The following is a 20,765-nucleotide window of genomic DNA, read 5'->3' as shown; positions in this document are numbered from 1 at the left end:
ACGCGATAACGGCGTTCGAACGCGCTGACACATGGGATTTCACGAAACGCCAAAGTGCCATAGGCAAGATCATCGGATCATTTGCCGACGGGAGAACAGGAGTTGCAATGAAGAGGCTCTCAAGGGTTTCCATCGCATCGTTGTTGCTGGCCGCTGCGAGCGCTTCGGGGATGGCGGCGAATGCGCCGGTCTCGATCATCGTCATGTTCAAAAGCGATGTCGACCGCGATGAGCCCGGCGCGATCAATGCGGCCGAGCTCGATCGTCTGCAGGCCGAGACCGGTTTCGATTTCAAATGGATGGGGAATACCCGGACCAACGCCAGGATTTTGCGGACGCTCGATACGTTGACCCAGGATGAGGCGACGGCCCTGGCGCGAAGGATCGGCGTCATGGACGGTGTGCTGTGGGCCGATGTCGACGCCGGGCGGGGGACGGCATCCGCCAGGTCGGCCGTTCCGGCCGTTGCCGGCATCGAGGAATTCATCATCAAATTCAAACGCGGGGCGGGTTCGCTGCCGCTGGATGTCGAGAAGCTCTCGGCGGCTGCCGGAGCACGGCTGGTCCCCACGTCGGAAACCGTAGGCGCGGCGCAGGTGTACCGCCTCGCCCGTCCGGTGGGCGTGGCGGACGCGGGCGCGATCGAGCGGCGCCTCGAAGCCTTGCCGGAAGTACGCTATGCCGATCCGGTAACGCGCATGAAGGCCCAGGCCGCCGCCGAGCCGGTCATGCCCAGCGACGAATATTTCCCCCAGCAGTGGCATCTTCAGAGCGGTCCCGGGGCGGTTGCCGGCTCGGCCAATGTGCAGGCCGCCTGGTCACTCACCCGGGGGACGCCCGAAGTCACGGTTGCGGTGCTGGACAGCGGCGTCTTGTTCGCTCCGACCCATCCCGACCTCGAAAGCCGGCTGGAATACCGGAATGCGGAGAAAACCGTGATCGTCGGCTGGGACATGATCCGGAATCCGAGGTTTGCCCGGGACGGCAATGCCCGCGACAAAAAGCCGAAGGACGAGGGCGACTGGGAGGCGGTGGGCTGGTGCGGGAAAGAAGATGGAATACCCGTGCCTACGGCGTTCAAGCCTGCCGAATGGCATGGCAGCCATGTCGCCGGCATCATCGGCGCCGCCACCGACAACGGTATCGGCGTGAGCGGCGTCGACTGGCTCGCCAGGATCGAACCCGTGCGGGTGCTCGGCCCTTGCGATGGCAACGTCAAAGACATCATCCAGGGGATAGGGTGGGCCGCGGGCAAGAAGGGCGTGGGAGGAACCCAGCCGAATCCCAGGCCGGCCAATGTCATCAACATGAGCCTGGGGCCCGATGCGCCCGGCACGGGACCCTGTCCGGACGCCATGCAGGAAGCCATCGACTACGCCCTCTCGCGCAACGCCGCGGTCGTCGTATCGGCCGGCAACGAAAACGACAACACCCGCAACTATGCCCCGGCGAATTGCCGCGGCGTGATCGCAGTCAGTGCCGTCGGGCCGTCCGGCGACTTGGCCTCGTACAGCAACTTCGGGGCGGAGGTCGCCGTCGCGGCGCCCGGCGGAGACATCGGCGCGAAGGGTGAACGTCCGCAGGACGGCATCCTCTCGACCCTGAATACCAGCCAGAAGCGGCCTTCCGCCGAGGGCATGTCCTATGGGGCGATGGATGGCACCAGCATGGCGGCGCCCGTGGTTTCCGGCGTCGTGTCGCTGATGCTGGCCGCGGATACCGAGAAAAAACTCAATCCGCAGCGGATCATGGCCATCCTTCGGGACACCGCGCGGCCGTTTCCGGAAGGTTCGCGCTGCACCACCTACCTCAAGGGACAGTGCGGAGCGGGGATCGTGGACGCCTATGCCGCGGTGAAGGCCGCGATGCCGACACCGCCGGTTGGCAGAATCGAGCCCCATGCGCAAGGCAATGGCGCCGATTTGTCCGGCCGGAATCTGTCGATTGTCCGGGTTCGGTAGGCAGGCGAATGCATGACGAACTTGCATGGAGCGCAACTTGGATCGGCGAACTTCGCCGATGCCGATTTGATGGCGGCGGATCTGACGGGGCATGGGGTGCCAGCCTCTCTTACCCAGTTAAAGACGCGACCACTACCTGCCCGGATGGAGCCCATGGACCCTGCCGCTGATCCGCGGGTTTTCCGTTGGGCAGCCGGAAACTGTCACGAGTTTGTCAGATGATATGGTAGGAGATATATGCTGAATAACCCGACTATCACGTTACCGCAGCGGTTTCTGGCGAGCATCATTAAACTTGGCATGTGTTTGCTGCTTTCGATTGCCGCCGAGGCTCGCGCCGCTTCGGTGACAGTAACGAACTACGGATGGTTCGTTGCCAGTTTTGCCCTGAAAGGCTGTGACAAAGAATTTAATGCCGGCGATATCCCGGTCGAACAATATCGTACCTTGAACCTCAATGAATTGGGCTGTTCCAAGGAGCAAACGGTGAAGTTGGAGATATATTATCACTGGTGGGGATGGAAACTCCTTGACTTCCCCCCTGTCGTGGAGCTGCGTTGGGTAGGCGACCGGGTGTGGCGTGTGGCGAATGGGGTGAATGGCAGGGACCTGGCGACACAAGGGAATATTTCGATTCGTTTGGACGGGCCTGCGTGGGCCCCGGAAGCCTCCCTCATGGATGTTAAAAAGGACCTGGAGAAGGCCGACTTGCCTGGCGCGGACCTGGCTTATGTCGACCTGAGCAAGGGGAACCTGGAGTCTGCCAATCTGCCCAGAGCGGATTTGCGCGGAGCTGACCTGCGCCGGGCCGATCTGTCACGGGCCAATCTGTCCAAGGCGGACTTATCCGGTGCGTATTTATACGGCGCGGATTTGAATGGAGCCGACCTTTCCGGAGTGAAGGGCGCTGATCTTGAAAACGCTATCACGACACGGGCGACGACCTGCCCCAATAAAAAACCCGGACCTTGCCGCAGAGATGATTGGTATTGAATACTTGGCCCGTTTGGAGATCCAGCATGATTAATCGCCTTGGCTACCGCCGCCGTGTCGATTCGAATCCCGTCCTGCCGTTCAGTGTGCTGATGGCGCTGCTGTCGGGAGGCGTTGCCGAGGCCGCCGTGCCGTCCCTCAAGGTCGTCAGTCCGCCCGTACGGACCAGCGGCCTGCCCTCGGTCAGCGCCGACGCAAGCCGTGTGGCCTACGTCACCAACGTGGTTCGGAAGCACGGCGAACAGCAGCGCGACCAGATTTTCCTGTGGGAGGATGATGCCGCCCGTCGCAGTTTGATGAGCCGGAATGGGGGAGGAAAACAGGCCGCCGGTAACAGTCTTTTTCCCGCGCTCGGTGGCGATGGCTCGGTGGTGGTGTTCACTTCCGACGCCACGGATATCGATCCGGCTTGCGCCGTTCCGGGGGTCAGGAATATTTTTCGGCAGGATGTCTTGGCGCGGGAAACGCCGCCTCTCTGTCTCTCTGTTCCGGCCACAGCGGCGGCCGCCGACGGCGACAGCCTGTATCCGGCGGTCAGCGCCGATGGCCGGGTCGTCAGCTGGGCATCGGCGGCCAGCAATCTGGTGAAAGGCGACAGCAATGGTCTCCCCGACGTGTTTGTCCGCGGCGTCGATGGCGTCATCCGGCTTGTCAGCATCGCGAGCAGCGGCGAGCAAGGGAACGGCCTAAGCTCCCTCTCCAGCCTGAATGGCGATGGCAGCCGCATCGTCTTCATGTCCGAGGCGACGAACCTGGTTGCCGATGACAGCAACGGCGTCAGCGACATCTTCCTGCGTGACTTGGCCAGCGGTGAGACCACGCGTATCAGCAAGTCCTCGACCGGCGAGCAGGCCAACGGTCCCAGCTATGGCCCTGTCTTCAGCGCCGGAGGCCGCTACGTAGGGTTCGTTTCCTCCGCGTCCAACCTGGTTGCGGGCGACAGCAACGGCAAACGAGACATTTTCCTGCGAGACCTCGAAACCGGTATCGCCGAACGGGTCAGTATCCGGACCGATGGTGGCCAAGCCGATGGCGACAGCGATTATGCCAGCGTCACTGCGGACGGACGCTGCGTCGCCTTCCAGAGCAAGGCCACCAATTTGGTGCCGGACGATGGCAATGGCGAAGAAGATGTGTTTGTCCACGACCGGCAGACCCGCAAGACCCTCCGAATCAGCATGACCGGCAAGGGCAAGGAAGCGCGCGGTGCGGGTTTTTTCCCCGTCATCAGCGCCGACGGCAGTGCCGTGGTTTTCACTTCCGACGCCCCGGGCCTGACGCCAAACGCCGACGGTAAAGATGATCCGGATGTCTATGTACGTCGGTTGGCATCGGGGTGGTGCCGATAGAGGCGGGAGATGACGGGAGGGGATCTCTTCGGCCTCTCCGATCCGGCGTGACGAACCAAGTTTCACCCTTTGAGCCATCAACATTCGGAGACCGTGCCTTGCCTATGTTCCGTCTTGCAAACGAAGTCCGCCCCACAGGGCGCTTCTCCATTCCGCCCTTGTGGGCTTGGGGAGTCCTGGCAAGTCTCGTTTGCTCGCCAGGGCGCGCCCTGGCGGAAGGGTCGTGGTCGGATCAGGTCGTCGATCTCAGCGCCGCCGGCCGGATCGCTCGCAATCCTGCGGCAGCCGTGGATGCGAGCGGCAACGTGACCGTCATCTGGGGGCTCGATCATGCGAACGAGAATACGATCCTGCAGGGCAACCGCTTCAGCACCGGCTGGAGCGGTGCCATCGACATCGATGGCACGGGCAGCAATTGGCAGCCCCGTGCCGTGGCGGAGCCGGCTGGCGCCGTGATTGCCGTCTGGGAATCGAAAACCGGCGAGCAGTGGGCGGTTCGGACCGCCCGTTTCAGCAACGGCGGCTGGAGCAGCCCGATCAGCCTCAGCGCCCCTGGCCTGGATGCGCGGTCTCCCGCCGTGGCCGTGGACGGGAGCGGAAACGTCACGGTCGTTTGGCAGCGCGGAAGCACTATCCAAAGCGCGCGGTCCATTGGAGGGAGCTGGGAGAAAGTCGTCGACCTGGGAGATGCCGGTACGGCGACCGCGTCTCCTCAAGTGGCCGCGGATGCCAATGGCAATGTGACCGCGGTATGGGAACGCGGAGGTGACGGCGGTGTAACCATCCAGAGTGCCCGGTTCAGCGAGGGACACTGGGCTGCTCCCGCCGAAATCAGCGTTCCGGGAAAAGACGCAAGGAGGCCGAACGTGGCAACCGACTCCAACGGCAATGTCACGGTGGTATGGGAGCTGGCCGGCGCCGCGGATCGGATCGTCCAGAGCGCCAGATTCCGTGCCGGCGCCTGGACTGCCCCGATAGATCTGAGTGATGCGGGCGCCCAAGCCGGCAAGGCGCAAGTCGCGGTCGACGGAACCGGCAACGTGACCGCGGTTTGGGGTGCCAAGGTCGGTAGCGATTTGATCATCCAGAGTGCCCGCTTCGGCAATGAAGGCTGGAGTAGACCCGTGGATATCGGCGTCGCGGGCAAACTCGAGACCTGGGGAGAGCGAGGTTTGCCTTCGCCAAAGGTGGCTTCGGATCGCGCGGGTACGGCGACGGTCGTGTGGGAGCGCGTCGACGATCGCGGCGTGAGCGTCCAAAGTGCCCGTTACGCTTCGGCAAGCTGGGGAGCCGCCACCCGGCTTGCCGAGGCAGGACCGGCCAGCGCGTCTCCCCAGGTCGTCGCCGATGATGCTGGCAACGTCACCGCGGTGTGGTTGAACAGCGGCATCGTTCAAAGCAAACGAGGTGGCGACGCCCCCCAGCCGCGCACCTACACCATCACCATGGCCAAGTCGGGCGAGGGGACCGTCACCAGCTCACCGGAGGGTATCGATTGCGGGACGGTCTGCAACGCCGCCTTCGAGGAAGGCAGCTATGTCTTTTTGTTCGCCAAGCCGGGTTCCGGCCAAGTGATAGGCGGCTGGTCGGGTGACTGCGGGCAGTGGATAGGGCCTCCGAAGGCATCGTGCATGTTGACCATGAAAGCCAACAAGACCGTAAGCGTCTCGTTCCGCCCTGCCAGTGCCAACACAAAGACACTTCAGCTGATCAAGAAGGGCAAGGGCACTGGAACCGTCAACAGCGAACCCGCCGGATTGTCCTGCCGGGAAGATTGCCGGACCACCTTGGCCAGTTTCGAGAAAGGGGCCCGAGTGACGTTGACGGCAGCAGCGGGCGAAGGCTCCCGCTTCAAGGGTTGGAGTGGCGCCTGTAGTGGTAAGAAGACAACCTGTGTATTGAAGATGGGCCAAAGCAAGCGGGTTGGCGCGATATTCGATACCTATCCAAGGAACTGAGCCCAACGGAATTGAAAATTGCTTGCCAGGTATTCCACAGGGGCAGGGTAATACAGTTTGAAAGGTAATTCCATACTCTCGCCAGCAAGGCTATCGAAGGAAGTTATCATGGCCCGTTATGCAGGACTTATCATTTTTGTCGCTTTCGTTGGTTTCTCAGCGATAAGTGCGTTCGGTGCCATGCCGCCCGGCCAGCCCAACGATTTGACGGCAGATAACGCCCAGGCGAAGGCGCAGAATTCCGTTCAGGTTCATACGATTTCGCTCGCGGTCAAAAGCGGCGCGCAGCGTTCGGCCTATCTCATCCAACCTGCCGGAGCAGCATTTCCCCCTCGGAATGTTCCGATGGTCTTGTGGCAGCAGGGAGGCCCTGGCGGCGAGATGGTCAATAGTTGGAGCGCCGTGGCCGAGTCGCCTTTCAATCTGTTGCCCAACTTCGGCATTTCCGTTCTGGTGCTGCCTTTACAGATGCGTCCGGGGTGGGGAGAAGAACGATGGTTCGATCTGGCAAACGGCCGCCATTTCGGCCGGATAGATATCGATGAGGCCGCCCAGTTCGTGCGTAAGCTGATAGCCAAAGGCTATACCTCCCAACAGCGGGTCGGCATTTCAGGGTGTTCCTACGGTGGCTATTTTGCGAGCCAGAGCGTGTCGCGGCATCCCCGTCTTTACGCTGCGGCCAATCCGGCTTGCAGCCTCCTCGATATTCCCACCGAGTTTGCCTCCGGCTATACAGCGTTCATAGCCTTTCTGGAAGGGAAAACACCCTATCAGAACCTGAGAAAGTACCGCGCCGATTCCCCCATCTATCAAGCCGCCCGCGTGGTGACCCCCACGCTGGTTTTCCACGGCAGCCAGGATTTCCTGCCCGTCGGCATCGCGGCGAACTTCTATGCGGGCATCTCGGGTCGAGGCACGCCGGCTCGAATGGTGGAATTCAACGGCGAGGGTCATGGCATTCGCGAGCCCAAGAACGCCTTATATCAAGCCCAGGAGCAAATTGCCTGGTTTCGCCATTACTTGGGGCAGGATCGATAGATAGCGAGTACGTTTAGCCGGTGCCTCGGGGTCCAGCGGCGTCGTGCTGATTGATCGACGAAAGGCAAGGGCACCTTTCTCAAAGTGCTCTTTGGGGCCGCTGACATGGCGGTGAAGGAAGCGGGCTCTTGTTTTCGTCTTTCGCGCTTGCGCTAAGGCTGAACCCTCAGAAGGTCAGGGACATCCTCACGGCGACCGCTCGGCCGTTCCCGGAGGGCACCCGCTGCGCGACCGACCCTTCGGCTGAGCTCAGGGCAGGCCTTCAGGGCGCGTGCGGGGCAGGTATCGTCGACGCCCGTGCGGCCGTCAAGGCCGTGCAAGACCTGCAGTGACGCTGGAGCGGCCGGGGTTCACCCGCCGCCAAGGGAGTTCTCCGCCCCGTTCGCGAAAAACTTCAGTTCCTCACTGACATTGGCTGAAAGTACCCGATGGCCCGCCCGCAGCCGGATGCCGCAGATCAGGGCGGGGTCCTGGCGGAAACGCCAGGTGATGGTCCGGCCGGTGCGGGTCTCGATCAGCCGCGTGAGGTCGGCGCAGGATTCGGGCTTCAGCGGGAACGCGCTGGCGATTTCGGCTTCGGCGCGTTCCGGTTCCTCCAGCGCGCGTGTGAGCGCGAGCCAGTGCTCGGGGGGCATGGCGGCGAGGTCCTCGCCGAACATCCGGAGCAGGGCGGCTTCCATCTCCGGCCCGGCCAGCCGTTCGAGAAAGCGGGCAGCGAACTGCCGGCTCAGGCGCAGGGCCTCGCGCTTAAGGTCCGATTCCATGTCGCGGCGCTGGCGCTCGATCAGTACTTGGGCCTTTTCCCGTTCGGCCTCCAGCGCCTTCTCCAGCTCGCCCAAAGCGCGCTGCCGTTCCGCTTCGAGTTCCCGTTTGAAGGTTTCGCGCGCCTGCCGTTTTTCGGTTTCCCAATCGGCCAGCCGCGATTCGTACTGCATCCGCAAGGCTTCCGCCGCCGCCTGGGTCTCGTGGGCCTCGTCCACCGTCCGGGCGATCTGCCGGCGCCGTTCGTCGATGGCCGCGCTCACCGGCTGGTACAGGAAGCGCTTGAGCAGCCACACCAGGATCAGGAAATTGGCGACTTCCAGAACGAAGGTGGAAGGGTTCAGGTCCACGGTCAGCGGCCGAGGTATTCGATCAGCGGATTGCGGAACAGCACGATCAGTACGATCACCAGCGCATAGATGGCCAGCGACTCGATCATCGCCAGCCCAATGAACAGGGTGCGCATGATGGACTTTTCCGCCTCCGGTTGGCGCGCCAGGGCTTCCAGCGCCGTGGCAATGGCGCGGCCCATGGCCAGCGCCGGCATCATCACCGCCACGGCGATGCCGGCCACCGCGGCCACGGTGGAGAGGCTGACGAACCCGGTCATGTCGTTCATGGGGAGTGGTTCTCCTGTTGCGGGCCGGACTGAATGCCGCCGGCGATATAAACCAGTGCCAGAATGCCGAAAATATACGCCTGCACCAAGCCCTCGACGATGTGCAGAAGCAAGATCGGCACCGGCACGAACAGTCCGCCGATGACCAGCAGCAGCAGCCCGATCAGTTCCATACTCATCATGTTACCGAACAGACGGATCGCCAGCGCCAGCGTGCGGGTGATTTCGCCGATCAGGTGGAAGGGCAGCAGGATGGGGTTGGGCGTCAGGTAGTGCTTCAGATAGGCTGACAGCCCCTGCTGGCGGATGCCGAACCAGTGCACGGAGAAGAATACCAGCACGGCCAGTGCTGAAGTCACTGACAGATCCCGCGTGGGCGAATCGAAGCCGGGAATGAGGCTGATCAGGTTGGCGGTCGCCAGGAACAGCCACAGGCTCATGATGAACGGCGTCACCTCGCGGTAAGCGGTCGGGATCACGTCGCGCACCGCGTTCTCGCAAGCCGACACGATGCCTTCCAGGACCACCTGAACGCGGTCTGGCAGCGCCGTCCTGCGCCGGGTCAGGACCGCCGAAACCGCCGCGAGCAAGCCCGTCACCAGCACCGACGTGAGGAGGCTGTCACTGATCGCCACCGGCCCGATGTGGCCGAGGACGCTGGCGAAAAAGTCGATCTGCTCCATCCCCGCTCAATCCTCATGCCGCCGGATCAGCTGCCAGGCGTTCCAGGCGCCGACGACCAGCCCGAGGAACAACAGGCTCAGCGTCCAGCGGATCGAATAGCCCGCACTGTGCTGGTCCAGCCATCGCCCCAGATACGCCCCCGCCACCAGCGGCAGCACGAACACCAGCCCCAGCGTGCCGAGATAGGCCGTCTGCGCCAGCACCCCGCGGCGCTCGCGCTCGGCCCGGCGCAGGCGCTGGGCCTGGCGGTCGACCGTGGCGCTGAGGCGGGTTCTCGAATTAGGGAGGGGCGGTTTCAAGAGGTTTCCCGTTACCAAAGTCGCTCCGGGTAGTTTGGCATGATGCGCCCGCCTCGTGGGAGTGGGCCGGGGTACAAAGAATTTTATCCGCTTAGATTCGATCCAACGGACTCACTACGCCTTGCCCGCCCCGGTTAAGCACGTGGGTGTAAATCATCGTCGTGCTGACATCCTTGTGCCCCAGCAATTCCTGAACGGTGCGGATGTCATAGCCGGCTTGCAGCAGATGGGTTGCAAACGAATGCCGCAAGGTATGCGGTGTCGCCGGCTTGGCCAGCCCGGTATCCCGCACCGCCTGTTTCATCGCCCGCTGGATGCATTTTTCATCGAGGTGATGGCGGCGCATCGCGCCCGAGCGGGGATCGACCGAAACCTGGGTTGCCGGAAACACATACTGCCAGCCCCATTCTTTCCCTGCATTCGGATATTTTCGCTCAAGCGCAAAGGGCAGATAAACGCTGCCGAACCCTGCCTTAAGATCGTCCTCATGCTGCCGCTTGACGGCCTGCAGATGCATTTCCAAAGGTTCGATCAATACCGCAGGCAACATCGTTACCCGATCCTTAAATCCTTTCCCGTCCCGTATGATGATTTCTCTGCGTTCAAACTCGATGTCCTTGACCCGCAGCCGCATCGCCTCCATCAGCCGCATTCCCGTTCCATACAACAGGCGGCCGATCAAGCCGTGCACCCCTTGCAAACGATCCAGCAAAGCGTTGACTTCCCCATGGGTCAAGACCACCGGTATGCGGCGGGATTCCTTGGCTGCTTCCACCCCTTCGAGCCAAGGCAGCTCCTGCTGCAGCACTTCCCGATACAGAAACAATAACGCCGCGCGCGCCTGATTCTGCGTAGAGGCGGCAACCCTTCCTTCCACGGCCAAGTGGGTCAGAAAAGCTTCCACTTCCGCCGCCCCCATTTCCGCCGGATGGCGTTTGCCGTGAAAGAAAATGTAGCGCCGTGCCCAGTCCACATAGGCCTGTTCGGTGCGCAGACTGTAATGCTTGAGCCGAATTTTGTTACGAACCTGATCGAGAAGTTTTGGCGGTCGCGGCGACGGAGCCGAAGGTGTGAGCAGCTTCATTTTTAGGGTGCTCATATACGCGATGTTGCAATCAGAAAGGCTGTTCTGTAGAGTTGCATCAAAATTGTACACCTTGAAGGTGCAAGAAGATACGCCCTTTAGGGTGTCCATTTGTAGTTAGGCTTAATCAGGAGCTACGAAATGAGTTTCCAAAAAATGAAATTGTCGCTCGTTAATGCTTACGATAGGAACGTTCAGGTTGTCCGTATGAAACAACTCATCAGCGATGGTCATGTGATCATCGGAGACCACTCTCCGGGAAAATTGAGAATCCCGGTTTTGTCTGGCCTGACAGGAATTGGCAAAACCGCTTGTGTTACAGAGTTTGCAACTGAAAAAGATTTTGAGCTAATCAAGTTAGATTGTTCGTATATGCCGTCCAGCACTTTGGCAACGTTCATGTACAGCGCTATTAATCGCATTCTTGCGGGGCAAATCAACGGATGTGTGCTACTAATTGACAACATTAACGAAGCGGATAGTGAATGGCTAGAATTATTTGATCAATATTCAAAGAACTATTTTGATGCCCCTGTAAATATTGCGGATGACGCCAATCAGGATCGCATATGCAAGACAAGAGAGCGAATTGACGAAATTCCAGAGGGGCTATTCATTGTTGGCGAGCAGAGACCAAGCTAGCGGAGGAAATTTTTATGCTGAATCTATATCACGGAAGCTGTGACAAATGCGGCTCGACATGCTTTCCATTTACCGAACAAAGCGTATCGGTAACATGCAAGAAATGTGGGGAGAAATTCAAAATATGCAATGAATGCAAACCAAAAGGGTGTCCTAAATGCGGCGGAAAACTCGAATCACAAATGGATTGGGCTGCAAGAAATGGCATTATGTTTTAGTTTGGAGTAAAGATGCCTAACAATCGCATCAACTCGGACTGCCAACTACGCTGCGCTTCGTTAGCAGCCGGTTATGCCGCACGTTAGAGCTCACTGATGAGTGAACCGGCTCTCAAAGATGCATTCGTCCGCGACTTCAGCGGGGACTTCACTATCCACAAGGATATTCCGGGTGAGAGCCTCGTGGAAGGCAAGCCCGTTGTCATCGATTTCCTGATAAAACCCAAGCAACACTTGATCGATAGAGGGTTTGATAACGATTGGATCGGCGTTGAAGTCAAATACCTGAAAAGTTACAAGCTAGGTGAGGTCAACGCTTTGGCTTGGCAGGCACTTTCTTACGCACAGTCTCGGTTCAATGTTGGCTCTATGCAGGTTCGGCCAATGTTCGTGCTCATGCACGCCAATCTTTCCCTTAATCTGCAGAACGCCAAGAACAAAGGCATCCCGGATGACTCCTCAGGAGTGATCTCCTTCGTCGAGCGAGGCAACGTCGGCTGGATTGAGCGAGACCCTAAGTACACGTGGCGGATCGGCTTCGGGAGTCACGGTTACTTCAACATCAAGTACGGCAGAGCCGCCATAGCAACCTTGGGCATCAAACGAAATGCAGGCAACGTGAGGTGCTAGGCGTGAGCTCTAACAATTCATTCAAGCCGAAACCGCTTCGCGGTTCGGCTTAATTCAGGTGTTAGCGAGCACATATGGACGCCAATCGCTTCAACCAGATTCTAGTCGTTGACTCAATCCCGGCCGGAGAGCTCAATACAGCGAAGCGATTGATCGACGATATTAGTACTTACGCTGCCGCGTACTCACCATCGCCGGCGGTTAAATACGTACGCGTCGAGACCGGCGACGAGCTTATCGAGCAGATCCATAGTTGCCGCAAGGCTGTACTCGACCAAGGCATCGTCCCCATGCTGCACATCGAATGTCATGGCGATGAGGATGGGTTTCAGTTCGCAGATGGTTCGCTCGCTGACTGGGAAGAACTGAAGTTACCGATTACCGAGCTAAATGCTGCAACGCATCTCAACCTGATGATTGCGGTTGCCGCATGTACGGGAGGCGCACTCGCTAAGGTACTTCGGATGAGCGATAGAGCGCCGTTCTGGGGACTCATTGGCCCAACAAAGACGGTCACGGCCGCAGCGCTCGAGAAAGCCTACCGCGCGCTGTATCTAACGCTTCTAAGTACGAAGTCTCCGGCGGAAGCGGTCAAGGCGATGGATGCAGCAACGGAGCCAGGGCTGTTCTTGCGTACAACAGCGCAGGGCCTATTCGAGAAAGGATGGGCCGGCTACAGGAAAGACTACTGCACCCCGGAGGCCCTCGATATCCGTGCCAAGAGGATGCAAGCACGCTTCATGGAGCTGTCCGACACGATGCCACCGAGTCTAGAAGAGTTACGGACGCGTCTTATCAAGCACGAGCCGAAGGCGTTCGAGCGATACCGGGCCAATTTTTTCATGTACGACCTGTTTCCCGAGCATCGATCGAGGTTCCCGATTCAGTATGTGCCATGAGTCAGAGGTGCTCGCTAACCTCGCGCTGAACCGGACGCACAAACAGCGGCGCTGCGCTTGCTGTTTGTGCGCCGGTTAGCGCGGTCGTTAGCCGTCTTCAGGAGGGATCCATGATCGAAAACAACCCGACAAACGTTGTCGCAGCCTTCGAGATGTTGCTCGAAGAGATCGAAGCGGAGATCGACTTTGTGAATCGGGTGGGCGCTCGCGCCTTCGAAGTCCGTGACTACGACAAGGCGAAGGAAGCCCTTGAACGTGCGGCACACGTTACAAGCTTCCGGGACAAGGCTGATGCTCTTCGTCGCGAATGGGGAAATCTGTTTGCCCGCGACGAAGAGGAGGAAGGTGTTGAAGCACATGCTGAACGGCGCAATCTTGGCCGTCTCCGCCGTGGCCTGCGCACCCGCGAAGAAGCATACTATCGCCCAATCTTGGAGGCCCTTGAATCACTGGGAGGCTCGGCGCCTATGACGAAGGTTCTTGACCATGTTCTCCAGAGCATGAAGGGGGCGCTGAAGGATGTGGACTACGAGCCGCTCGCTTCTGACCCAGAGATGCCGCGCTGGAAGAATGCCGCCCAATGGGCGCGCAACTCGATGGTCAAAGAGGGGCTGCTGCGAAGTGACAGCCCGCGAGGAGTGTGGGCAATCAGCGAGGCAGGAATTCGGTACCTTCGCGGGGAGAGCAACGGCTAACAACCGGTTGCAGCGGACGGTCCGCCATGCGGCCCGCCGCTGAAGCGCGGCGTTGGGCATCACGAAAGAGAGGCGCTTATGCAGAATGACGAGCAAGAGATTCGCCGGCTTGTTGCTACCTGGATGGCCGCAACCAAGGCCGGTGACGTTGATACAGTCCTGTCGCTAATGACAGATGATGTTGTCTTCTTGGTGCCCGGCCGTCCCGTCATGCGCAAAGGAGATTTCGCAGCGGCATCAAGGGCGCAAACAGGTGCGAATGCTCCGAAGTTTGAAGGGTCGAGCGAAGTTCAGGAAATAAAGGTTCTCGGTGAGTGGGCGTTTATGTGGTCGAACCTTACCGTCGTTGTAACGCCACCAGACGGTGCTAAACCCATGAAGCGCGCGGGGCACACGCTGACCATCTTCCAAAAGCAGAACGGCAAGTGGGCGCTGGCCCGCGACGCCAATATGCTGGCGCCGGTGGAGGAGTGATGCCCAACCAGCGCTTCCAGCGGACGGTCCTCGCGCTGCGCGCTCGGCCCGTCGCTGAAGCGCGGCGTTAGGCATTTCACAAGGGAGAATCACCATGAACTACAAATTGCTACTTGCTGTCCCGCTAATGACTCTCGCGCTTAATGCACAAGCCGGAAAAGGTGGTGTCGGTGCTATCTTCGGCGCGCTGATCGGCGGCGCTGTTGGCAAATCTGCCGGTCAAAGAATGACCGTGGATGAAGCCTTGGTGAAAGTTGTCGATCAAATCAATAAGCAACTTCCCATGACCGTTGACCGCGACACGCGTTGGGAGTCAACACAAGCAGGGCCTGGTCGGGCCTTCACCTATCACTACACGATCGTTACCGCTCGGGCAGCCGAGATAGATACGACAGAGTTTTATCGCGCCATGTCATCACATCTTCGGAATAGCGTTTGTACTAGCCCCGATATGCAGGTTTTTTTCAAAAATGGCGTAACCGTCTCGTACTCATACCGCGGCAGTGATGGCCGCCACGTCACTAAAGTTGCAATTACTCCCCGTGATTGCGGCATTTCCTAACCCGGCGCTCAACCTCGCTCCCTTTGGTCGCTGGACGCTGCGCGATAAAGCCGCGCAGCGCCGGTTAGCTCTACGTTAGGGCTCGCTATGACAGTCGATGTCGCTGAGGAGAGAAAGAAGGTTCACGCGGAACTGAAGACTGAGCTATTCAAGCGTCAGCTCTCGAACTCCGATAATTTTGACAAAGCAATACTTACCTACTCATCCGCGGGCCTTGCCTTATCCCTTGGGTTCCTGAAGGACTTCATTCCTATTACCCGTGCCGACGCTTCCTGGCTTCTCTTCTTGTCTTGGGCTCTCTTTGTCGTTGCCGTGGTGGTGACGTTGATCTCCTTCATTTCTTCGCAGTTCGGAATCGCAAGGCAATTGGCCCTCAACGAGAAGTATTACCTCCGAATGGATGATTCCGCTCTCTCCGAATCCAATTTCTTTGCGCGGTGTACTGACTGGCTCGCGTATATCGCTGGCACCGCATTTGTTGTAGCAATCGCATGCAGTACGATTTTTGTTTCAATCAATCTTGAAAGGGCAGCGATCATGGCCGAACAGAAGCAAGTACCGTTGAGAGAGGGCGCCCCCGTGCCTACCATTCAGCAGGTTCCGCAGACAGTACAAAAAGGCGCTCCGGTGCCGGGCATCCAGCAAGTGCCACAGCAGACCACTCAAGGTACCGGATCAACCGGAGCTACAGGCAGCACAGGTAGCACCACAAACTCAAGCAATAATGCCAGCGGCAAGCCCTAACCCTGCGGTGCAGGGGACGCTGCGCGATAAAGCCGCGCAGCGCCCCTGACCTTGAACGTTAGGTGCAGTGTAGTGCCAGCAAGTGGAGGAAAATCCGTGCCGCAAACCTGCCCGCAATGTGGCAGTCCGATGCAGCTGCGGACCGCGCGCCGTGGACGGAACGCCGGCCGTCAATTCTGGGGCTGCAGCCGTTACCCGGTCTGCAGAGCGACCGTCGAGTTGGCGCTCGGCGGCGACGATCCTGTACCGACAAGTCTGCCGACTGCTGCGACGCGAGCGTTCGCGGTGCCTGTGGCCGCCACACCGCGAGAACGTCACGGCCAGAGCACCTTCTTCCAGGCATGCGGACTGCCCGCGGCGTTCGTCGAGCAGCTGCATATGGAGGATTCCAAGCCGTCGCTCGTTAGGGCGGCCGCCCAGTGGCGACTCGACTTCCCGCGGCCACACGGCGAGGGCGTGCCGACCGAATATCGCAACCTGCTTGCCGTCGCCGAGTCGCTCCTCACCCGCGGCACTACGCCCTTCTGCTCGCCTTCCCTGGAGCGTGCGCTGGGAGCGGCGTCTGTGCCGCCCGACGAGGCCGAACCGGTCATCGAGGCGGTACGCCGTGTCGCCTCCACGCCATCGTGCCGACTCCGCCCGCTCTCGTTTGATAGCGTCGAGGAGCGCAAGGCGTTTGATTGGATACTGACACTGGTCAAAGACCAAGGGCTCCCTTGGTCACTAATTCCCCAAGTAGAACTCGCGTCCCTCACTCCAGCGATCGACCCGCGCACCGCCGAACGCGGCGATCTCTTGCTCGTCCACCCCGAGCGTGACCCAGTTCTTATCGAGATCGATGGCTTAGCACACAGCGCCCACCGCGAGCGGGACGAAGAGCGTGACCGCAGTCTTGCCAAGGCTGGGGTGCGCGTCATACGCATCCAGGCGAACGACATCCGAAATGGTAGCGGCCCGACTCTCGACGCGTTGAAGCAGAGACTAATGGGCGGGCGAGTCGAACTGCCGCCGGAGACCGAGCTATCCCGCACGATACGCTGGTACAAGTTCTTACACCAGGTACAGCTTGCGCTCGTATCAGCGCTGCGCGGCGGGTGGCTCCGCCTCGATGCCCCCTGGAGGGTCGGTGTGGTTCCGCCTCGCATCCTCGGTGGTGACCCGCGGGCTGCTACACTCGTTCAGCTCGCGGTGACCGGCCTGTTGGAGCTGCTCGGCCGCCTCGCACGGCTGCATGACCAGCCGCTCCCTCCGCAAGAGCCGCGGGTTGTCCTCGCTGGCCACCTCGATGATGTGGACCACGAGTTGGACGTGCTCATCGGGCCAGCCGACGGAAGCGCTGACGACCTGTTACCTCAGATGCGGGCGCGGTTCTTGGTGTCTGACGTCTACCTTCCGGCCGAGGTCCAGGCCCCGCTCACCGCCGCGTCGCCTGCGCGGCTCCGCTCACCACAGCGGGAAGACGCGCGTTGGTTCCTCCAGTACCTGTTTCGCAAAGACGACTTTTGGGAGGGCCAGTGGGAAACGATCGAGCGCCTCCTGCGCGGGCTCGACTGCATCGTCCTCCTGCCCACCGGTGCTGGCAAGTCGATCGCCTACCAGTTGGCGGCGCTGCTTTTGCCGGGGCGGTGCATCGTGGTGGACCCGATCATTTCCCTGATCGACGATCAGATCGACAACCTAGCGCGAGTCGGCATCGAACGCTGCATTGGGATTACAAGCCAACTGACTGCTGACGAGCGCGAACAGGCGCTCCAAGCGTTCCAGTCGGGGCACTACCTCTTCTGCTACGTCGCGCCGGAGCGGTTCCAGACCGTGCCGTTCCGTGAGGGACTGCGGACGCTCACCACCAACACGCCCGTCTCGCTGATCGCCATCGACGAGGCGCACTGCGTCTCCGAGTGGGGGCATGACTTCCGCACCGCTTACCTGAACCTGGGCCGCATCACCCGCGACTACTGTGCTTCGCAGGGTGTCGTGCCGCCGCTCGCCGCCCTCACCGGCACGGCGAGCAAAATCGTGCTCAAGGATGTGCAGCGCGAGCTGGGGATCACGTCATTCGACGGCATCATCACTCCGAGGACCTTCGACCGGCCCGAGCTGCGCTACAGCATCCTAACCAGCCGCTCCGACGAGAAGGTGCAGCGGGTGCTGGGATTCTTAGAGCGTCTCCCGACCGACTTCGCGGTCGACGGCAGTCGCTTCTTTCGGCCGGCGGGGAGGCAGACGGCCGCAGGCCTCGTGTTCTGTCCGCACGTGAATGGCCTGTACGGTGTCTTGGAGCAGAAAAAGCACCTTGAGCGGGCACTCCGGACCAGTGTCGAAATCTACAGCGGCGCGCCACCTCATAACCACGACCACCAGGGCTGGGAGGACGTGAAACGGAAAGTTGCCCACGACTTCAAGCGTGACCGGGTCGCGGTGTTGGCCTGCACGAAAGCGTTCGGCATGGGTATCGACAAGCCCAACATCCGCTATACAGTCCACATCGGCCTTCCGGCCTCGATCGAGTCCTTCTACCAGGAGGCAGGTCGCGCGGGACGGGACCGTCAGCGCGCCGAGTGCGCCATCGTCCTGTCCAACGACGACCCGAGACGGTCGCAGCGCCTTCTCAGCCCGGCCACGCCGCTCGATCAGGTGGCGCGGATCGTCAACGATACCGGATGGGACGAGGCGGATGACATCGTGCGGGCGCTCTGGTTCCATGTGCGGGCATTCCGCGGCGAAGAGGCCGAGGTCAAGGATGTCGCCAGCATGCTTGACCAGCTTGGCGACGTGCGGGTGCGGCGACAGGTGAATGTCACCTGGCGCACCGCGCACTGGTCGTCACAGGGGGATGCTGCTCGGGAGCGGGCGGAGAAGGCCCTCCACCGGCTTGTCGTACTCGGCGTAGTCGAGGACTACACGGTCAACTACGCTTCGCAGGAGTTCGGCGTCAGGATCGTTGGTGCGACGCAGGATGAGATCGCGGCCGCATTCGGCCGCTATGCGGGCGCATACCAGCGGCGGCTGGGTGAGCAGGCCGAGGCGGAGGCGCTGGCGCTGCAACGGGAGCCTCACCGGGAGTATATACTGGGCGTGGCCGAGCGGCTCCTCGCGTTCATTTACCAGCACATCGAGCTCGCCCGTCGTCGAGCGCTCAACGAGATGCTGCAGGCAGCGGTCAGCGCGCGCAGCGGCGATGACCTGCGGCGCCGTATCCTGGACTACCTGGAGCAGTCCGAGTGGGACGACCGTCTGGAGGCTGTCCGCGCCTCGGCGCGCGGAGGCGTGGACAGCCTCGCACCCGTGCTGGACGATCTGGTCTCTCCGAACGATGCCGTTGCCCTGCGTGCAGCGACAGGCCGTGCGCTGGCATCGTATCCAGATGTCCCGGGACTGCTGATCCTTCGGAGCGTCTCCGAGGCGCTGAGCCCCGATGCCGATCCGGAGGTGGTGCGGCAGAACGTCGAGGCGGCGCTGAGGTTCGGAGTGGAGAAGTTCCGACTCGACGCGACGGAGCTGGCGGCTGCCCTCGGTCAGGCAATCGCCCGCGCGCGGGACAAGGCTGGTGCAGGAGAGTTATTGATGGAATCGATTCCCGCCTCGATCCACGCCGATCGCATGTTCGTGCGCGCGTTCATGCGGCACGTGCCTATAGATCTGGCTGGGATTCCTGCCGGGTGGCTGATGAACGAACTTGCGGGCCGGTGCGCCGCACTCGTGACCGCGGAGGGAGGATGAGCATGGCAACGCGTGGACTGGATTTATTCTTGCGCGCCGAAGAGGAGGCGAACCGCCTCGTGGAGGAGTTGCGGCGACTCAAGGACGAGGTCGAGTCTTACAAGACGGCCCGTGAAGCGCTCGGTCAAGCGGCCATGGGCGTAAGCGAACTATCGACTCGATGCGCTAAGATCGCTGAGCAGCTTGGCGGCCTTGCGGAAACGCTGCGGTCGATCGGTACGCCTGAGCTGTTGCGCGGACTGGAAGCAATCACCGCCGAACAAGGCATGCTACGGAAAGAGCTCGAACAGCGACACGAAGCGCAGCGACAGGAAGTCCTGGCCGTTCAGGAAAACCTGGGTGCACAGGCGGCAGGTACCAAGGCCCTCGTAACCACTGTGCGGAATCTGGCGCTTGGGAGCTTTGGGCTATCACTAATAACATTGGCTTTGCTTGGCTGGCTGGTACTGACGCTTGGGCGTGGGTGAGCGCGCCTAACAACCGGTTGCAGCGGACGGTCCGCTGCGCGGCCCGCCGCTGAACCCGAGCGTTATGCGTCTTAGGAGCCCCATGTGAGCAAGGTTATATCCCAAGCCGAATACATGTCCGCGTTCGCCGGAGAGAAGCGAGCGAAAGCTTTCGAGCATGCTCTCGATATACGCAAATTTGAGATCGACCTCTATTGGAAGAGAGCCACGTATTTCTGGACCTTTATCGGCGCCACCCTCGCTGGCTATGCCGCAGTATTTGTGGCGTCTGGCACGTTCCCTAAGACCGACTTGCTCGTCATTCTGTCCTGCCTCGGGCTTGTCTTTTCCTTCGCTTGGTTTTGCGTGAATCGTGGAAGCAAGCATTGGCAAGAGAACTGGGAGAATCACGTTGATATGCTGGAGGATGAAACGATTGGGCCTTTGTACAAAACGGTGCTAACTCGCCCCGATTCTGCATGCGTGAGCGAATACGTTGCCGACATTATCACAGGCCCATCTCCATTGTCCGTGTCAAAGATTAACCAGATCATCAGCCTCTATGTCACAGGCTTGTGGGGCTTCCTTCTTTATAAAGCACTTCCGCCCTTTTCATGCGCTGCTCCGGTGAAATGGGAATACGTTGGGCTGGTTGCGTTCGCGTTGGCGTCCTGCATAGCGTTTCTTACGTTGGGCAGAACTTATGGGGGCTCTTATAGGCTTGTTGCCAAGCAACGTAAGGCTAAGGAATTACGCGAAAGCGGCTGAGCTGTACTCCCGAATTAGAGAGCGTTTAAGTCCGGCTGAGGTTAAGAAACTGAGCATCGCTGAAGAACGCTGTAAGGATTGACATGTGACTGGGCGAATTCTCCACCCAGCCCGCGTAGCTCCGATTAGCGTAGCGTAATCGGACGAATTTTTGCTACCGATTGACGGGGGCGAGGTTCCATATTCCGACATACTCGGCGCCCTGTTCGTATATGCCGAT

General features: G+C 60.4%; 20 protein-coding genes. 15 read left to right on the top strand and 5 right to left on the bottom strand.

What is annotated here, in order from left to right:
- Window positions 1-107 precede the first annotated feature (107 nt).
- The 5 genes from GNH96_RS14160 to GNH96_RS14135 all read left to right on the top strand — a co-directional run bounded on the left by GNH96_RS14160 (window position 108) and on the right by GNH96_RS14135 (window position 7,299).
- Window positions 108-1,961 (top strand): S8 family peptidase, encoded by a 1,854-nt coding sequence (locus GNH96_RS14160; protein WP_169604247.1) that lies wholly within the window; start codon window positions 108-110, stop codon window positions 1,959-1,961.
- 237 nt (window positions 1,962-2,198) lie between these two features.
- The gene (locus GNH96_RS15915) at window positions 2,199-2,954 is read left to right on the top strand and encodes a pentapeptide repeat-containing protein (protein WP_223163437.1); all 756 of its coding nucleotides are present in this window, start codon (window positions 2,199-2,201) and stop codon (window positions 2,952-2,954) included.
- A 26-nt stretch (window positions 2,955-2,980) separates the two neighbouring features.
- Window positions 2,981-4,303 (top strand): TolB-like translocation protein, encoded by a 1,323-nt coding sequence (locus tag GNH96_RS14145; RefSeq protein ID WP_169604245.1) that lies wholly within the window; start codon window positions 2,981-2,983, stop codon window positions 4,301-4,303.
- A gap of 47 nt (window positions 4,304-4,350) precedes the next feature.
- Window positions 4,351-6,261 (top strand): InlB B-repeat-containing protein, encoded by a 1,911-nt coding sequence (locus GNH96_RS14140; RefSeq protein WP_169604244.1) that lies wholly within the window; start codon window positions 4,351-4,353, stop codon window positions 6,259-6,261.
- Between the two features lie 108 nt (window positions 6,262-6,369).
- On the top strand, window positions 6,370-7,299 hold the full coding sequence (locus tag GNH96_RS14135) for an alpha/beta hydrolase family protein (RefSeq protein ID WP_169604243.1): 930 nt from the start codon (window positions 6,370-6,372) through the stop codon (window positions 7,297-7,299).
- Window positions 7,300-7,649: 350 nt separating this feature from the next.
- Here the strand turns inward: GNH96_RS14135 and GNH96_RS14130 are convergent, their stop codons facing one another.
- The 5 genes from GNH96_RS14130 to GNH96_RS14110 all read right to left on the bottom strand — a co-directional run bounded on the left by GNH96_RS14130 (window position 7,650) and on the right by GNH96_RS14110 (window position 10,858).
- On the bottom strand, window positions 7,650-8,411 hold the full coding sequence (locus tag GNH96_RS14130) for a F0F1 ATP synthase subunit delta (RefSeq protein WP_169604242.1): 762 nt from the start codon (window positions 8,409-8,411) through the stop codon (window positions 7,650-7,652).
- A 2-nt stretch (window positions 8,412-8,413) separates the two neighbouring features.
- Window positions 8,414-8,680, bottom strand: a complete 267-nt coding sequence (atpE, locus tag GNH96_RS14125) for an ATP synthase F0 subunit C (RefSeq protein ID WP_169604241.1) — start codon at window positions 8,678-8,680, stop codon at window positions 8,414-8,416.
- Window positions 8,677-9,363 (bottom strand): F0F1 ATP synthase subunit A, encoded by a 687-nt coding sequence (locus tag GNH96_RS14120; protein ID WP_169604240.1) that lies wholly within the window; start codon window positions 9,361-9,363, stop codon window positions 8,677-8,679. Before GNH96_RS14120 ends, atpE begins: the two co-directional genes overlap by 4 nt.
- A 6-nt stretch (window positions 9,364-9,369) precedes the next feature.
- On the bottom strand, window positions 9,370-9,663 hold the full coding sequence (locus GNH96_RS14115) for an AtpZ/AtpI family protein (protein ID WP_169604239.1): 294 nt from the start codon (window positions 9,661-9,663) through the stop codon (window positions 9,370-9,372).
- Window positions 9,664-9,754: 91 nt separating this feature from the next.
- Window positions 9,755-10,858 carry an integron integrase gene (locus GNH96_RS14110; RefSeq protein ID WP_456085583.1) on the bottom strand — a complete coding sequence of 368 codons (1,104 nt, stop codon included), beginning with the start codon at window positions 10,856-10,858 and terminating at the stop codon, window positions 9,755-9,757.
- Window positions 10,859-10,888: 30 nt separating this feature from the next.
- Here GNH96_RS14110 and GNH96_RS14105 point away from each other — a divergent pair, with 30 nt between their 5' ends.
- From GNH96_RS14105 to GNH96_RS14060, 10 genes are all read left to right on the top strand, one after another.
- Window positions 10,889-11,389, top strand: coding sequence for an AAA family ATPase (locus GNH96_RS14105; RefSeq protein ID WP_169604238.1), 501 nt, complete (start codon window positions 10,889-10,891; stop codon window positions 11,387-11,389).
- A gap of 314 nt (window positions 11,390-11,703) precedes the next feature.
- Window positions 11,704-12,237: a hypothetical protein gene (locus GNH96_RS14100; protein ID WP_169604237.1), complete on the top strand. Its 534-nt coding sequence runs from the start codon at window positions 11,704-11,706 to the stop codon at window positions 12,235-12,237.
- A gap of 74 nt (window positions 12,238-12,311) precedes the next feature.
- Window positions 12,312-13,136, top strand: coding sequence for a hypothetical protein (locus GNH96_RS14095; protein ID WP_169604236.1), 825 nt, complete (start codon window positions 12,312-12,314; stop codon window positions 13,134-13,136).
- Window positions 13,137-13,246: 110 nt separating this feature from the next.
- The gene (locus GNH96_RS14090) at window positions 13,247-13,831 is read left to right on the top strand and encodes a winged helix-turn-helix domain-containing protein (protein WP_169604235.1); all 585 of its coding nucleotides are present in this window, start codon (window positions 13,247-13,249) and stop codon (window positions 13,829-13,831) included.
- Between the two features lie 78 nt (window positions 13,832-13,909).
- Window positions 13,910-14,305: a YybH family protein gene (locus GNH96_RS14085; RefSeq protein ID WP_169604234.1), complete on the top strand. Its 396-nt coding sequence runs from the start codon at window positions 13,910-13,912 to the stop codon at window positions 14,303-14,305.
- 94 nt (window positions 14,306-14,399) lie between these two features.
- On the top strand, window positions 14,400-14,867 hold the full coding sequence (locus GNH96_RS14080) for a hypothetical protein (protein ID WP_169604233.1): 468 nt from the start codon (window positions 14,400-14,402) through the stop codon (window positions 14,865-14,867).
- 87 nt (window positions 14,868-14,954) lie between these two features.
- Window positions 14,955-15,611 (top strand): hypothetical protein, encoded by a 657-nt coding sequence (locus tag GNH96_RS14075; RefSeq protein WP_169604232.1) that lies wholly within the window; start codon window positions 14,955-14,957, stop codon window positions 15,609-15,611.
- Between the two features lie 129 nt (window positions 15,612-15,740).
- Entirely contained in the window at window positions 15,741-19,331 is a 3,591-nt protein-coding gene (locus GNH96_RS14070) for a RecQ family ATP-dependent DNA helicase (RefSeq protein WP_169604231.1), read from the top strand.
- Window positions 19,328-19,798, top strand: a complete 471-nt coding sequence (locus tag GNH96_RS14065; RefSeq protein ID WP_169604230.1) for a hypothetical protein — start codon at window positions 19,328-19,330, stop codon at window positions 19,796-19,798. The genes GNH96_RS14070 and GNH96_RS14065 overlap by 4 nt, the downstream gene beginning before the upstream one ends.
- An 84-nt stretch (window positions 19,799-19,882) precedes the next feature.
- Entirely contained in the window at window positions 19,883-20,545 is a 663-nt protein-coding gene (locus GNH96_RS14060) for a RipA family octameric membrane protein (protein ID WP_169604229.1), read from the top strand.
- Window positions 20,546-20,765 lie beyond the last annotated feature (220 nt).

Origin of the sequence: Methylococcus geothermalis (genome assembly GCF_012769535.1) — a bacterium.
Lineage (GTDB): Bacteria > Pseudomonadota > Gammaproteobacteria > Methylococcales > Methylococcaceae > Methylococcus > Methylococcus geothermalis.
Note: the sequence above shows the minus strand (reverse complement) of the source record. Positions and strands in the feature narration are given on the sequence as shown.

Bases quoted from the DNA above. Each gene is read 5' to 3' on its own strand.
- GNH96_RS14160 (WP_169604247.1), top strand. From the start codon at position 108: ATGAAGAGGCTCTCAAGGGTTTCCATCGCATCGTTGTTGCTGGCCGCT.
- GNH96_RS15915 (WP_223163437.1), top strand. From the start codon at position 2,199: ATGCTGAATAACCCGACTATCACGTTACCGCAGCGGTTTCTGGCGAGC.
- GNH96_RS14145 (WP_169604245.1), top strand. From the start codon at position 2,981: ATGATTAATCGCCTTGGCTACCGCCGCCGTGTCGATTCGAATCCCGTC.
- GNH96_RS14135 (WP_169604243.1), top strand. From the start codon at position 6,370: ATGGCCCGTTATGCAGGACTTATCATTTTTGTCGCTTTCGTTGGTTTC.
- atpE (WP_169604241.1), bottom strand. From the start codon at position 8,680: ATGAACGACATGACCGGGTTCGTCAGCCTCTCCACCGTGGCCGCGGTG.
- GNH96_RS14120 (WP_169604240.1), bottom strand. From the start codon at position 9,363: ATGGAGCAGATCGACTTTTTCGCCAGCGTCCTCGGCCACATCGGGCCG.
- GNH96_RS14110 (WP_456085583.1), bottom strand. From the start codon at position 10,858: ATGGACACCCTAAAGGGCGTATCTTCTTGCACCTTCAAGGTGTACAAT.
- GNH96_RS14105 (WP_169604238.1), top strand. From the start codon at position 10,889: ATGAGTTTCCAAAAAATGAAATTGTCGCTCGTTAATGCTTACGATAGG.
- GNH96_RS14100 (WP_169604237.1), top strand. From the start codon at position 11,704: ATGAGTGAACCGGCTCTCAAAGATGCATTCGTCCGCGACTTCAGCGGG.
- GNH96_RS14095 (WP_169604236.1), top strand. From the start codon at position 12,312: ATGGACGCCAATCGCTTCAACCAGATTCTAGTCGTTGACTCAATCCCG.
- GNH96_RS14090 (WP_169604235.1), top strand. From the start codon at position 13,247: ATGATCGAAAACAACCCGACAAACGTTGTCGCAGCCTTCGAGATGTTG.
- GNH96_RS14085 (WP_169604234.1), top strand. From the start codon at position 13,910: ATGCAGAATGACGAGCAAGAGATTCGCCGGCTTGTTGCTACCTGGATG.
- GNH96_RS14080 (WP_169604233.1), top strand. From the start codon at position 14,400: ATGAACTACAAATTGCTACTTGCTGTCCCGCTAATGACTCTCGCGCTT.
- GNH96_RS14075 (WP_169604232.1), top strand. From the start codon at position 14,955: ATGACAGTCGATGTCGCTGAGGAGAGAAAGAAGGTTCACGCGGAACTG.
- GNH96_RS14070 (WP_169604231.1), top strand. From the start codon at position 15,741: ATGCAGCTGCGGACCGCGCGCCGTGGACGGAACGCCGGCCGTCAATTC.
- GNH96_RS14065 (WP_169604230.1), top strand. From the start codon at position 19,328: ATGAGCATGGCAACGCGTGGACTGGATTTATTCTTGCGCGCCGAAGAG.